The sequence below is a fragment of the Limnohabitans rimovensis (SeqCode) genome, assembly GCF_965234775.1.
Lineage (GTDB): Bacteria > Pseudomonadota > Gammaproteobacteria > Burkholderiales > Burkholderiaceae_C > Limnohabitans > Limnohabitans rimovensis.
This window is the reverse complement of sequence record NZ_OZ248562.1, coordinates 1,525,166-1,537,757: the sequence shown is the minus strand read 5'-3', so window position 1 is coordinate 1,537,757 and position 12,592 is coordinate 1,525,166. Positions and strand designations below refer to the sequence as shown.

Here is a 12,592-nt window from a genome sequence, read left to right as displayed (position 1 = left end):
TTTGACAACACCAGAAAGTCCGCCATGAATGGATTGCCGTTCGTTAAATTTCTCCAAACCACCTTGCGGCACTGTGCTTCAGCCATGGTGATGCTGGGTGCCATCAGCCTTGCAGTCCAAGCCCAAACGCCAGAGTGGGCGCCCACAAAGCCGGTGCGCATCATCGTTCCCATTGTGGGCAGCACCAATGATGTGTTGGCGCGCTTGCTGGCCCCCAAGCTGTCCGAGGTGTTGGGGCAACCGGTGCTGGTGGAGAACAAACCGGGCGCCGGTGGCAATTTGGGCGCCGACATGGTGGCCAAGGCAGCACCGGATGGCCACACCTTGTTGATTGGTTACAACGGGCCCATGGCCATCAATGTGTCGCTGTTTGACAAGATGCCTTATGACCCAGTGAAAGATTTGGCACCGATCACCTTGGCGGTCAAGTCGCCCCAGTATTTGGTGGCCCACCCGGGGTCGGGTTTGCAGTCGGTGCAAGACCTGGTCAACCAAGCGCGGGCCAACCCGACCAAGTTTTCTTATGGGTCGGTGGCGGTGGGCAGTGCCTCGCACCTGACCATGGAAATGCTCAAAATGGCGGCGGGCGTGCAAATCACCCATGTGCCTTACAAGGGCGCTGGCCCAGCGGTGACCGACCTGATTGCGGGCAATATCCAAGTGGCTTTTTTTGTGCCGGGCAATGTGCAGCAGTTTGCCAAAGACGGTCGGCTTCGCTTGCTGGGGGTCAGTGGCACCAAGCGCTTCAAAAGCACGCCCCAGGTACCGACCTTGATCGAGGCCGGCTTCAAAGACTTTGAGGCCACATCTTGGATTGGCCTGCTGACCACGGGCGGCACCCCCAAACCCATCATTGAGCGCTACCACCGTGAGTTGGTGAAAATTTTGCAATCCCCCGAGATTCGGCAAAAACTGGAAGAGATGGAGTTCGAGGTGATCGCCTCCAACCCCGATCAATTTGCCGCCTGGATCGCCACCGAAATCCCGCGCTGGGGCAAGGTGATCAAGGCCACTGGCGCCAAGGCCGACTGAGGTTTTTGCACCAGTTGCCGCCCATTCGGGCGGTGCGCGCCGACAATACCGCCCATGGCCCTGCGGGGCTTGTTTTATTCAGAGGAGTTTGTATGAGTCCCGAAATGTCCCAAACCTTGACCCAGACCGGCGCTGGCACGCCCATGGGCAATTTGATGCGCCGCTATTGGGTGCCGGTGGTCATGTCCAGCGAAATTGCTGAAGCCGATGGCCCGCAGGTGCGGGTGCAAATCATGGGTGAAAAGCTGCTGGCTTTTCGCGACTCCGATGGCTTGCCCGGTTTGATCAGCGAATTTTGTTCGCACCGCGGCGTGTCGCTGTTTTTTGGTCGCAACGAAGAAAAGGGCATCCGCTGCTCTTACCACGGCGTCAAATTCGACCGCCTGGGCAACTGCGTGGATGTGCCCTCTGCGCCGCAAATGTGCGAGAAGATGAAGATCGTGGGCTACCCCTGCATCGAGCGCGGTGGCGTGGTCTGGGCTTATATGGGGCCGGCCGAGCATCAACCCGCTGAGCCCGAGGTGGAGTGGTGCACCCTGCCGCCCAGCCATGTGTTTGTGTCCAAGCGCTGGCAGCGCTCCAATTACCTGCAAGCCATGGAGGGCGGCATTGACACCGCCCACGTGTCGTATGTGCACAGCATGGACGTGACCACCGACCCCATGCACCGGGGTGTCAAGGCCTTGGATTACATCAAGGCCGACGGCAACGTGGTGTTCAACATTGAAAAAACCGAATTTGGCATGACCTTGTTGGGCCGCCGAATGGGTGAGCCCGACAGCTACTACTGGCGCATCACGCAGTGGTTGTTCCCTTGGTACACCTTGATCCCACCGTTTGGCGACCACGCCTTGGGCGGCCATGTGTGGGTGCCCATCGATGACCACAATTGCTGGGCTTGGAGCATCAACTACCGGCCCGAAGCCCCGCTGGGTGAAGAGGAACTGCACCACATGCATGCAGGTCGTGGCATCCACAACGAATACGAAGCGCCTGGCAGCTTTGTTCCCAAGGCCAATTCAGACAACGATTACCTGATCGATCGCAAAGCCCAAAAAGAGCGTCGTTTGTACAGTGGCGTGGCCGGCATCGCCGCGCAAGACTATTCATTGCAAGAAAGCATGGGGCCGATCCAAAACCATGCCGAAGAAAAGATATTGCCCACCGACCGCGGAATCGTGATGGCGCGGCGCATGCTCTACGAGGCAGCCACCGATCTGGCCAAAGGTGCTACGCCGCCGGCGCTGAATGCCGTGGCCCATCGGGTGCGCGCCGCTGGTGTGTTGCTGGACAAAGCCCAAGACCCGGTGACCTGGGCCAAGGACCATTTGGCCAACGACTTGACCAAACCGGTCTATACCTTGTGAGCACCGCTGACCCTGTGGTGCGGCCACGGGTTTGGCGTGAGGCCTGTAAAGCTTGGTCATTGCGAGGCGCGCAGCAACGCGGCGGTTCATGGACCGCTTGAAAAACAAGGCCGCCTTGATCACGGGCGCGGGTGCGGGCATTGGCGCGGCCACGGCGCGTTTGTTTTGTGCCCAAGGCGCGCGGATGTGTTTGCTCGACGCCAACCCCCAGGCCTTGCGCGACACCCAAGCCAAACTGCTGGCCGAATTTCCCCAGGCCAGCGTGCACACGGCCCAAGCCGACATCGCCGATGAAGGGCAAGCGCAGGCGGCCGTGCAGACGGCTGTGGCGGCGCTGGGGGGCTTGGATGTGTTGGTCAACAACGCGGCCATGCGCAATTACTCGGCCTTGGCCGATGCCACCCCTGCTGAGTGGCAGGCGATGGTGGGCGTGAACTTGGTGGGCACGGCCACCATGAGCCGCTGGGCCTTGCCGCATTTGCGTGCCAGTGGACGCGGCAGCATTGTCAATGTCTCATCGGCCCATGCGCTGATCGGGCGCAAAGGCATGGGCTTGTACGACAGCACCAAGGCCGGGATGCTGGCCATGACCCGCACACTGGCTTTTGAAGAGGTGCAGCACGGCGTGCGTGTGAATGCCGTGTGTCCCGGTTCGACCTTCACCGACTTTCACATCGGCCGAGCCGTGGCGGCTGGCAAATCGCCCGAACAACTCAAAACCGAGCGCGCTGGCAATTCCTTGATGGGCCGCTGGGCCGAACCGCAAGAAATGGCTTGGCCGATTGTGTGGCTGGCCTCGGACGAAGCGTCCTTCATCACGGGTGCCACCTTGATGGCCGATGGCGGTTTGTCCATCATGTGAGTCCGCATGCCTGCGCGTGGTTTGAAGTCAGTCGGGTTTGGCACAATGACTTGGCAGAAATGCATTTCAGGAGGCAGCATGGCGCAACGCAACTTTTTTTCAGGCTTGGCCCTTTGGGGCTGTGTTCTGTCGTCAGCGGCTTGGGGCCAAGAGATGGCGCGGGTGGTCTCCACCACGCCAGTGATCCAAACGGTCACGGTCACCGAGCCCAGTTGCACCAGTGTGGGCATCGCACCGGCCCTGTGTGGGCAAGTCACCCAGTTGCAAAACCGCATCACCCATTACAACGTGGTTTATGAGTACGGTGGCAAGTCTTACAGTGCGGCTTTGGCCCAGGATCCGGGACCTTCGTTGCCCATCCAGGTCACCCCTGTGGTTGAAATGCCCCCGCCCATGGCACCCACCACCGTGTGGGTGAGCGCACCGGCGCCGCTGCCGCCCCCGCCCGTGGTCATGTTCCCCTATCCTTATGGGCATGCGCCGGTTTATCGGCCCTTTCCTTTTTCGGTTCATTTCGGTTTTTATGGCGGTCGCGGTTACCGCCATTGGCGTTGAGGTCGAACACCGCTGTCGCATGTGCGGTTGACCTGCCATTGGGGCTTGGCGATACTGCACTTGCCTTCATTTGCCGCTGTGGCGGTCACCGCCGCCACCTTTGAAACCTCTTTGTCGGGGCGCAGCGCTGCCCCAGGCGATGCACCTGACCTTGGGTTGACATCGCTGGAAAGTTTTTTTTGCCCCCAATTTTTCATGGATGGCGCATCGCTGGCGCGGCCAGCTCATTGCAGTTCATGCAATCGGCGCTGCTGACCCAATCCTTTGGCGCTTACGTGGCCTTGTTGGCCGAAGAGCGCGGCTGGAGCAAAACCTCTTTGGCCGGCGCGGCGGCAATGCAATCGCTGGAGGCGGCCATTTTGGGGCCCTTGCTGGGTTGGGTCATGGATCGCTTTGGCCCGCAGGCCATGATCCGCTGGGGGGTCGTTGTCTTCGCCATCGGGTTTGTGGCTTTGTCCCAAATCGAATCCATCTCTGGGTTTTATGTCAGTGCCCTCATCTTGGCGGTGGGGGCCAGCTTGTGTGGCTACTTTCCGCTCACCGTGGCCATCATCCATTGGTTTGAGCGCCAACGCGCACGCGCTTTGTCCTTGCTCAGCTTGGGGCTGGCGCTGGGCGGCTTGGCCGTGCCGTTGGTGGCGTGGTCCATGCACAGCTTTGGCTGGCGCGCCACGGCCATGGCATCGGCGGTGGTGGCTTTGGTGATTGGCATTCCCTTGGCCGCGGTGATCCGGGGTCGACCCGAGGACATGGGTTTGACGGTGGATGGCGTGCCCAAACCCCATCCCTTGACCGCCCAAGATGCCGTTCACCCGGGCAGCACCGGTGTGGAGTTCACCGCGCGGCAAGCCTTGCGCACCCAGGCGTTTTGGCTGCTGGGTTTGGGCCACGGCGTGGCCTTGTTGGTGGTCACCGCGGTCAATGTGCATGCCATCAGCCACATGAAAGAGGGCCTGGGCTATACCGTGGCCGAGGCCGCGTGGTTCATTTTGTTGATGACCGTGGGGCAGGTCATCGGTGTGCTGTCCGGAGCCTGGATGGGCGACAAATACGACAAGCGGCGCGTGGCGGCCACCTGCATGCTGATGCACGGCAGTGGTTTGCTGCTGCTGACCTATGCCACCCATTCGGCTGAGTTGGTGGCTTTTGCTTTGTTGCATGGCATCGCTTGGGGCTTGCGTGGGCCCTTCATGCAGGCCTTGCGTGCCGATTACTTCGGGCGCAATGCGATTGGCATGATTTTGGGTTTGTCCGCGGTGATCATTGCCCTGGGGCAAGTGGCCGGCCCCTTGGTGGCTGGTTTTTTTGCCGATCTGACGGGCAATTACCGGCTTGGTTTCACCGTGCTGGCTGTGACGGCCTGCGCCGGGTCGGTGCTTTTTTTGATGGCCAAACCGCCGCAATTGCCTAAGGACGGCTGAGGACAACGCTTTTCAAATTTGGCATCAACCCGCACAAACCCATGCATTAAGATGGCACGAGCGCTGGGCGCTCCCCGCAGTTTGAAACCCACACGAGCAACACCCCATGGGCCTGACCCTGTACGAAAAAATCTGGCATGCACACAAAGTGCTTGATGGCGACGATGGCCAAAGCCTGTTGCATGTGGCCCGCCATTTGGTGCATGACGGGTCGGTCCATGCATTTCAATTTTTGAAAGAAAAGAGCCTGAGCGTGCGCCGCCCCGATCAGGTGGCGGCCACCCCCGATCACGGCATCTCCACCCGCAGCCATGTGATGGCGGCGATCACTGACCCTGAACAGCGCCGGGTGGTCGAACGCTTGGTGGAAAACACCCAAGCCCATGGCATCTTGCATTTCCCCCTGGGCGACCCGCGCCAAGGCATCGTGCATGTGGTCGGCCCCGAACAAGGCCTGACCCAACCCGGCATGGTGTTGGTGTGTGGTGACTCCCACACCTCCACCCACGGGGCTTTGGGTGCTTTGGCTTTTGGTGCGGGCGCGAGTGAAATCACCCATGTGCTGGCCACCCAGTCCACCTGGCAGCGGCGCTCCAAAACCCTGCGTGTGCGGGTCGAGGGTGAGCGGGGTGCGCACGTCAGCGCCAAAGATGTGATCTTGGCCATCATTGCCAAGCTCGGCTCCAATGGCGCTGCGGGCCATGTCATCGAATATGCCGGCTCCGTCATCCGCGCCATGAGCATTGAGGAGCGTTTGACGGTGTGCAACATGTCCATCGAGGCTGGTGCCCGCGCCGGCATGGTGGCGCCCGATGACATCACATTTGCATACCTGCAAGGTCGTGCCTACGCACCCAAGGGCGCGATGTGGGAGCAGGCCTTGGACCACTGGCGCACACTGCCCTCTGACCTGGATGCCCGTTTTGATGTGGACATCCAACTCGACGCCAGCGCGCTCGCACCCATGGTGACCTGGGGCAACAGCCCGCAAGACGGCTTGCCCATCACCGCCTGTGTGCCCAACCCCCAAGACGAGCCCGACAGCGAAAAGCGCGCCGGCATGGAGCGTGCATTGGCCTACATGGGCTTGCAAGCTGGCATGGCGCTGCAAGACATTGCGGTCGATCAGGTGTTCATTGGCTCGTGCACCAATGGCCGCATCGAAGACCTGCGCGCTGCGGCTGCGGTGGCGCGCTTGGGACAGGCCAAGGTGCCGGTGCTGGTTTCGCCAGGATCGACCCGGGTCAAGCTTGAGGCCGAGCGTGAGGGCTTGGACCAGATTTTCAAACAGGCTGGGTTTGAGTGGCGCGAATCGGGCTGCTCGATGTGCGTGGGCATGAACGGCGATTTGGTGGCCTCGGGCAAGCGCTGCGCCTCAACCTCCAACCGCAATTTTGTAGGTCGCCAAGGACCGGGCAGCCGCACCCATTTGATGGGACCGGCGATGGCCGCTGCGGCCGCCTTGACCGGCCGATTGACCGATGTTCGCAGCTTGGTGAAATGACATGAAAGCATTTGTGGTGGAAGACGGCGTGGCCGTTCCGTTTGATCAGGCCGATGTGGACACCGATCAAATTTTGCCGGCGCGGTATTTGCGCCGCCCGCGCCAAGGTGGCTATGGCCAGTTTTTGTTTCGTGACGTGCGCTTCAATGACGATGACAGCGAGCGTCCCGACTTCATCCTGAACCAAGCGCCTTACCGCAGCGCCATCATCATGGTGGCGGACCGCAACTTTGGCTGCGGCTCCAGCCGCGAGCAAGCGCCTTGGGGCCTGGTGGACCACGGCATCCGCTGTGTGATTGCCGCTGACTTTGGCGATATTTTTTACCTCAACTCGCTCAAAACAGGCTTGCTGCCGGTGCAATTGGACATTGCCGTGTGCGTGCGCATGCGTGAGCAACTGCACGCCCAGCCGGGCGCCCACATTCGGGTGGACTTGCCCGCCCAAACCGTGACCGGGCCGGATGGCCAGGTCTATGCTTTTAAGATGGATGCATTTCGCAAGAAATGTTTGGTCGAGGGACTCGATGAGATCGGTGTCACCTTGCAGCATGACGCCGCCCTCAAATCCTTTGAGGTGCAATACCGCCAAGCCCACCCTTGGCTTTTTAACCTTTGAATCGCATGGAACACTCCAACAAAACCGCGCGCCAATTGTTTGAAGACATCAAGGCCAACCCGACCCGCCGCCGCTTTGGCTTTGGCAAACGCCCGGCCATCATCAACATCGACTTGCAAAAAGCCTACACCTGCGTGGGTGAGTTTGCCACCGCCTACGAAACCGATCCGCAGCAACTGGCCTATGTGAACCAAATCTCCAACGCCTTGCGCGCCAAGGGCGGACCGGTGGTGTGGACCTATGTGGCTTACATGGAATCGGGCGAGGACTGTGGCATCTGGGGCACCCGCACCAACACCCCCGACTCTTTGCAAAACATCAAGGTCGGCTCGCGCCGCTCGGAGTTCGATGACCGCTTGCAAATCGATCACCAGCGCGATGTGGTCATCAACAAGCGCATGGCTTCGGCCTTCCATGAAACCCACCTCAATTCGGTGTTCAATTTTCACGGCATCGACACCGTGATCGTCACCGGCGGCTCGACCTCGGGTTGCGTGCGGGCCACGGTGGTCGACAGTTTGTCGCGCAGTTTTCGCACCATCGTTCCAGAGGAATGTGTGGCCGACAAGCACGAAAGCCCGCACTTTGCCAATTTGTACGACATGGCCATCAAGTACGCCGACGTCATGTCGGTCAAGGAGGTCTTGGCCTACCTAGAGGGCTTGCCGTCATGAAACGCGATCCGGGCTTTTACGACTTTTTGCCCTACCAAGATCGCCCGCCCATCCGCTGGCCCAATGGCGCGCAGTTGGCGTTTTGGGTGGCGCCCAACATCGAGTTTTATGAACTCGAGCCCCCGCCCAACCCCAAGCGCACCCCATGGCCCAGGCCCATCCCCGATGTGCAGGCCTACTCGTACCGCGACTACGGCAATCGGGTCGGCATGTGGCGCATGATGGAGGCCATGGACCGCTGTGGTGTGCGCGGCAGCGTGTCGCTCAACGTGGCTTTGTGTGAGCATCACCCTGAGATCATCGCTGCCTGTGTCGAGCGCGGTTGGGAGTTTTACTCCCACGGCACTTACAACACGCGCTACGTGTTCGACATGACGCCGGACCAAGAGCGCGAACTCATCCGCGACTCGATCGACACCATCAAAAAACACACCGGTCAAAAACTCGACGGCTGGCTCTCGCCGGCGCTGTCCTACACCGACCAGACCTTGAACCTGGTGGCCGAGGCCGGTTTGACCTATGTCTGCGATTTGTTCCATGACGACCAACCTGGCCCGGTCAAGGTGCCGCATGGGCGCTTGGTCAGCATGCCGTACTCGCTGGAGATGAACGACGCCATCGCCTTCAGCGTCAATTGGGTCACACCGCACCGTTACGGTGAAATGATCAAGCGCCAATTTGACCGCTTGTATGCCGAGGGTGAGCAATCGGGCACGGTGATGTGCATTCCCTTGCACCCGTATTTGATTGGCCAGCCCTATCGCATGAAAGCCTTTGAAGAAGCCTTGGCCTACATCACCGGGCACGACAAGGTGTGGTTGGCCACCGGGCGCGAAATCGCCCAACACTTTTTGGACCACGATTACAGTGCTTTTGAGCAGGCCTCTGTGCCTGTGGGAGAAGCCCCATGATCGCCCAAGACTATCTGCGCTACCCCAAGCGCCAATACGGCATGGACCACGACCGTTACGACTGGTCGATGCTGCCCGACCGCCCTGCGGTGCAATGGCCCGGCGGCGCCCGGGTGGCCCTGTGGGTCACGGCGTCTTTGCAGTGGTTTCCCCTGAACCAAAAGGGCGTGCCCTTCAAGCCGGTCGGTTCGTTGCAAACCGCGTACCCCGATTTGCGCCACTACACCTTGCGCGACTACGGCAACCGGGTGGGCATTTACCGCATCATGAAGGAGCTGCGCGCGCGCAACATCCCGGCCAGCGTGCCCATCAATGCGGCGGTGGCGGCGCGCTATCCCTCTTTGGCCCAAGCCTGTGTCGATCTCGGTTGGGAGCTGATGGGCCACGGTCTGGACATGGACCATGTGCACCACACCGGCATGGCTGACGAAGCGCAAGTGATTGAGCGCAGTTTGGACATCGTGCGCCGCTTTGCACCGGTGCGCGGCTGGTTGTCGCCGGCACGCAGCGAGTCTCACGACACCCTGGACTTGTTGGCATCGGCTGGCATCGACTATGTGTGCGATTGGGTCAACGACGACATGCCTTACCCCATCCGTGCCGGTGGGCGCGAGATGGTGGCCATGCCCTTGTGTGCCGACATCGAAGACGCGGGCTTGCTGATCGCGTGGCACCAAGATGAAGACGACTTGCGCCAGCAGTGGATCGACCAGTTTGACTATCTGTATGCCGAAAGCGAGCGCCAAGGCCCGCGCGTCATGGCCTTGCCCCTGCATGCCTGGGCGATTGGCCAGCCTTACCGCATTGGTGTGTTGGCCGATGTGCTCGATCACATCTTGTCCAAGCCCGGCGTGTGGGCCGCCACTGGCGGGCAGATCATGGACGCTTGGAAAGCCAGCCACGCCAAAGCCTGAGGGCTCAGGCCAGCTGCAGTTGGGGGCGCTGACACCCCTAGTGACTCAAACCGATTGGCGTCGCTGGGTGATGATTTGGCGCAAGGTGTGCTTTAAAGCTTCTGCCTGTGCGAAACCAAAGGGCTCGAGTATTTTTTCCTCGTGCGCCTTGGCTTGCTTGATCAGCGATTTGACAATTTTCTGACCCTGCGGGGTGATGCTCACATGCGTCACCCGCCGGTCTTTGGTTTGGGGCGTGCGCCGCACATGGCCCAAGGCCTCCATGCGGTCGAGCAAGCGGGTCACCGTGGGTTGCTTGGTCAATGAAATGGTGGCGAGGTGACCAATGCTCATGCCCTTGCTGCCAAACAAGCTGGCCAACACCCGCCATTCGGCCACCGAGAAACCGTGCGAGCGCACGACTTGGTGAAATTCGGTGGAAATCATTTGGCTGGCTTGGCCCAGCAAGGCGGCCAAGTAGCCGTCCACAAAAGGCGGCTGAGATGGGGGTTTCGACGGCGCTTGCATTTTAAAAATTGGATTGAGGCTGCGATGGAAAAGTTTGTGGCATCACGCCGTCCTGCCCCAGAGGATTAACCCTGATGGTTTTTTGATTGACAGGAAAACATTTCCAAAGTAATGTATCTCAAAGGGGAATAGCCCCAATTTTGAAAGACGCCATGAAAATTGCTGTGCTCGGAGGGGGACACGGGGCTTATGCAGCCGCTGCAGATTTAACCCTGTCTGGGCATGAAGTGCGTTTGTGGCGGCGGGATGGCGCAGCCCTCGCGCCGGTCCTGGCCGAAGGCGGCATTCGCCTCAAAGACAGCGATGGTGAACGCGATGTGCCCATCCACAGCGTCAGCGCCGACATTGGCGTGGCCCTGCGCGGGGCTGAGCTGATTGTGCTGCCCACCCCGGCCATTGCCCATGACGACATTGCCCAAGCCATGGCCCCGCATCTGCAAGACGGCCAAGTGGTTTTTTTGGCCCCCGGCACTTTTGGCAGCTTCACCATGGCCCGGCGTGTGCGCGCCCTGGGTTGCCAGGCCGATGTGCGCTGGGCCGAGACCGGCACCTTGCCGTATTTGGCGCGCAAGCACGGCCCACGCGAAGTCAACCTCACCATCCGTGCGGTGCACCTGCCCACGGGTGTGTACCCCGCCATCCATGCCGACGCTGCCTTGGCGGTGATCCGCCGCGCCTACCCCAGCGTGCACGCGTGTGGCGACGCCCTGTCGGGGGCTTTGATGAATGCCGGCCCCATCATTCACCCGCCCTTGATCGTCATGAATGCCGCGCCCTTGCAGCACTTTGAGCGCTGGGACATCCACAACGAAGGCACCCAAGCCAGTGTGCGCGCCGTCACCAACCAACTGGATCAGGAGCGCATCGCCGTGCGCGAGGCCGTGGGTTGGGGCGCGCCGCATTACCCCTTGCGCGACCATTACGAAAACGACCGCTGGATGTATGGCGATGCGCACAAAAAATTGGTCAAGTCGGGCGACTGGCGCGAGAACATCGACCTACACCACCACCGCTATGTCACCGAAGACATCGAACTGGGCTTGGCCTTTTTGTGTTCTGTCGCGCGCTGGGTGGGCGTGGATGCACCCATCGCCCATGGCTTGGTGGCCATCACGGGCGGTTATTTGGGGCGCGATTTGCGCCAGGGCCCACGCAGCTTGGAGGCCTTGGGCCTGCTGCACCACAGCCCAGCTCAATTGCGCGAGATGCTGCACCAAGGAGAGGGTGCATGAGCGTGGCGCGTTTTGTCGCGGTCGGCGCTGGCCGCATGGGCCGCAGCATTGCTACCGCCTTTGCTTACGCGGGTCATCGTGTCGCCGTGGTCGATTTGCGCTCGCGCACGCCCGACCAATGGCAAGCTTTGCAGCAAGAAGCCTCGGATGAGGTGCGGGGCAGTTTGAACAGCTTGGCTGAGTTGGGGGCTTTTGACCCAGCGTTGGTTTCGGCCATGGTGGCGCGCGTGTCATGGGTCAACGAGGCGGGTGCCGATGCCGCATTGGCCCAAGCCGAGATGGTGTTTGAAGGTGTCCCTGAAACCATGGCCGCCAAGCAAAGCGCGATGGCGCGCATCGGTGCAGCTTGCCGCGCTGATGCCATCATCACCTCCACCACCAGCAGCATATTGGTCACCGATTTGGTGCCGTGGGTGCTGGGCCCGGAGCGGTTTTTGAACATCCATTGGCTCAACCCGGCGTATTTGATCCCGGTGGTCGAGTTGAGCACCCATCCCCGCCTGGACCCGGCGGTGCTGGCGCGCGCCAAAGCCTTGATGAGCGCCATTGGCAAACTGCCGGTGGTGTGTGGCCCCACACCGGGTTACATCGTGCCGCGCTTGCAAGCCCTGGTGATGAATGAAGCCGCGCGCATGGTTCAAGAGGGCGCAGCAACCGCTGAAGAAATCGATGTGGCCACCCGCTACGGCATGGGATTGCGTTTTGCGGCGCTGGGCGTGATCGAGTTCATCGATCTCGGTGGCAACGATATTTTGTTCCACGCCAGCCGCGAAATGGCCGCCAGCATCGACCCACACCGCTATGCCACCCCGGCCATCGTGGCCGACAAAATGGCCCAAGGCCAGCTCGGCTTGAAAACCGGTGCTGGTTTTTACGATTACGATGGTCGCGATATCGCGGCCTATCGCCGAGACATCCTGTCTCGAACCCTGGGCATGCTCCAGCATGCCGGGCATTGGCATCCCCCCGCAACCACCACCCACGACTGAAGGAGTTC

13 protein-coding genes are annotated in these 12,592 nt (G+C 60.7%); 12 read left to right on the top strand and 1 reads right to left on the bottom strand.

The genetic code is table 11. From position 1 onward, the window contains the following. Positions 1–24: 24 nt before the first annotated feature. The 10 genes from AC8GFZ_RS07485 (at position 25) to AC8GFZ_RS07440 (ending at position 9,856) form a co-directional block, all read left to right on the top strand. The gene (locus AC8GFZ_RS07485) at positions 25–1,032 is read left to right on the top strand and encodes a Bug family tripartite tricarboxylate transporter substrate binding protein (RefSeq protein ID WP_506643889.1); all 1,008 of its coding nucleotides are present in this window, start codon (positions 25–27) and stop codon (positions 1,030–1,032) included. A gap of 92 nt (positions 1,033–1,124) precedes the next feature. Continuing rightward, positions 1,125–2,399: a Rieske 2Fe-2S domain-containing protein gene (locus AC8GFZ_RS07480; protein ID WP_506643887.1), complete on the top strand. Its 1,275-nt coding sequence runs from the start codon at positions 1,125–1,127 to the stop codon at positions 2,397–2,399. Between the two features lie 88 nt (positions 2,400–2,487). Next, a complete protein-coding gene (locus AC8GFZ_RS07475) occupies positions 2,488–3,261 on the top strand; it encodes an SDR family NAD(P)-dependent oxidoreductase (RefSeq protein WP_506643885.1) in 774 nt (257 codons plus the stop codon). Between the two features lie 78 nt (positions 3,262–3,339). Beyond that, positions 3,340–3,816, top strand: coding sequence for a hypothetical protein (locus AC8GFZ_RS07470; protein ID WP_506643883.1), 477 nt, complete (start codon positions 3,340–3,342; stop codon positions 3,814–3,816). A gap of 179 nt (positions 3,817–3,995) precedes the next feature. Continuing rightward, the gene (locus tag AC8GFZ_RS07465) at positions 3,996–5,237 is read left to right on the top strand and encodes an MFS transporter (protein WP_506643881.1); all 1,242 of its coding nucleotides are present in this window, start codon (positions 3,996–3,998) and stop codon (positions 5,235–5,237) included. A 106-nt stretch (positions 5,238–5,343) separates the two neighbouring features. Continuing rightward, positions 5,344–6,741: a 3-isopropylmalate dehydratase large subunit gene (gene leuC, locus AC8GFZ_RS07460; protein WP_506643879.1), complete on the top strand. Its 1,398-nt coding sequence runs from the start codon at positions 5,344–5,346 to the stop codon at positions 6,739–6,741. 1 nt (position 6,742) lies between these two features. After that, the gene (gene leuD, locus AC8GFZ_RS07455) at positions 6,743–7,357 is read left to right on the top strand and encodes a 3-isopropylmalate dehydratase small subunit (protein WP_506643877.1); all 615 of its coding nucleotides are present in this window, start codon (positions 6,743–6,745) and stop codon (positions 7,355–7,357) included. Between the two features lie 5 nt (positions 7,358–7,362). Next, the gene (locus AC8GFZ_RS07450; protein WP_506643875.1) at positions 7,363–8,031 is read left to right on the top strand and encodes an isochorismatase family protein; all 669 of its coding nucleotides are present in this window, start codon (positions 7,363–7,365) and stop codon (positions 8,029–8,031) included. Then, the gene (locus tag AC8GFZ_RS07445) at positions 8,028–8,942 is read left to right on the top strand and encodes a polysaccharide deacetylase family protein (RefSeq protein ID WP_506643873.1); all 915 of its coding nucleotides are present in this window, start codon (positions 8,028–8,030) and stop codon (positions 8,940–8,942) included. The genes AC8GFZ_RS07450 and AC8GFZ_RS07445 overlap by 4 nt, the downstream gene beginning before the upstream one ends. Continuing rightward, positions 8,939–9,856 (top strand): polysaccharide deacetylase family protein, encoded by a 918-nt coding sequence (locus tag AC8GFZ_RS07440; protein WP_506643871.1) that lies wholly within the window; start codon positions 8,939–8,941, stop codon positions 9,854–9,856. The genes AC8GFZ_RS07445 and AC8GFZ_RS07440 overlap by 4 nt, the downstream gene beginning before the upstream one ends. A gap of 45 nt (positions 9,857–9,901) precedes the next feature. On the opposite strand, the gene AC8GFZ_RS07435 is transcribed toward AC8GFZ_RS07440, so the two are convergent. Beyond that, on the bottom strand, positions 9,902–10,363 hold the full coding sequence (locus AC8GFZ_RS07435; protein ID WP_506643869.1) for a MarR family winged helix-turn-helix transcriptional regulator: 462 nt from the start codon (positions 10,361–10,363) through the stop codon (positions 9,902–9,904). Between the two features lie 152 nt (positions 10,364–10,515). On the opposite strand from AC8GFZ_RS07435, the gene AC8GFZ_RS07430 reads away from it, so the two are divergent. Next, positions 10,516–11,595 carry an NAD/NADP octopine/nopaline dehydrogenase family protein gene (locus AC8GFZ_RS07430; protein ID WP_506643867.1) on the top strand — a complete coding sequence of 360 codons (1,080 nt, stop codon included), beginning with the start codon at positions 10,516–10,518 and terminating at the stop codon, positions 11,593–11,595. Beyond that, positions 11,592–12,584, top strand: coding sequence for a 3-hydroxybutyryl-CoA dehydrogenase (locus tag AC8GFZ_RS07425; protein WP_506643865.1), 993 nt, complete (start codon positions 11,592–11,594; stop codon positions 12,582–12,584). Before AC8GFZ_RS07430 ends, AC8GFZ_RS07425 begins: the two co-directional genes overlap by 4 nt. Positions 12,585–12,592: the final 8 nt, after the last annotated feature.

Bases quoted from the DNA above. Each gene is read 5' to 3' on its own strand.
- AC8GFZ_RS07440 (WP_506643871.1), top strand. From the start codon at position 8,939: ATGATCGCCCAAGACTATCTGCGCTACCCCAAGCGCCAATACGGCATG.
- leuC (WP_506643879.1), top strand. From the start codon at position 5,344: ATGGGCCTGACCCTGTACGAAAAAATCTGGCATGCACACAAAGTGCTT.
- AC8GFZ_RS07470 (WP_506643883.1), top strand. From the start codon at position 3,340: ATGGCGCAACGCAACTTTTTTTCAGGCTTGGCCCTTTGGGGCTGTGTT.
- AC8GFZ_RS07430 (WP_506643867.1), top strand. From the start codon at position 10,516: ATGAAAATTGCTGTGCTCGGAGGGGGACACGGGGCTTATGCAGCCGCT.
- AC8GFZ_RS07485 (WP_506643889.1), top strand. From the start codon at position 25: ATGAATGGATTGCCGTTCGTTAAATTTCTCCAAACCACCTTGCGGCAC.
- AC8GFZ_RS07425 (WP_506643865.1), top strand. From the start codon at position 11,592: ATGAGCGTGGCGCGTTTTGTCGCGGTCGGCGCTGGCCGCATGGGCCGC.
- AC8GFZ_RS07450 (WP_506643875.1), top strand. From the start codon at position 7,363: ATGGAACACTCCAACAAAACCGCGCGCCAATTGTTTGAAGACATCAAG.
- AC8GFZ_RS07480 (WP_506643887.1), top strand. From the start codon at position 1,125: ATGAGTCCCGAAATGTCCCAAACCTTGACCCAGACCGGCGCTGGCACG.
- leuD (WP_506643877.1), top strand. From the start codon at position 6,743: ATGAAAGCATTTGTGGTGGAAGACGGCGTGGCCGTTCCGTTTGATCAG.
- AC8GFZ_RS07475 (WP_506643885.1), top strand. From the start codon at position 2,488: ATGGACCGCTTGAAAAACAAGGCCGCCTTGATCACGGGCGCGGGTGCG.
- AC8GFZ_RS07435 (WP_506643869.1), bottom strand. From the start codon at position 10,363: ATGCAAGCGCCGTCGAAACCCCCATCTCAGCCGCCTTTTGTGGACGGC.
- AC8GFZ_RS07445 (WP_506643873.1), top strand. From the start codon at position 8,028: ATGAAACGCGATCCGGGCTTTTACGACTTTTTGCCCTACCAAGATCGC.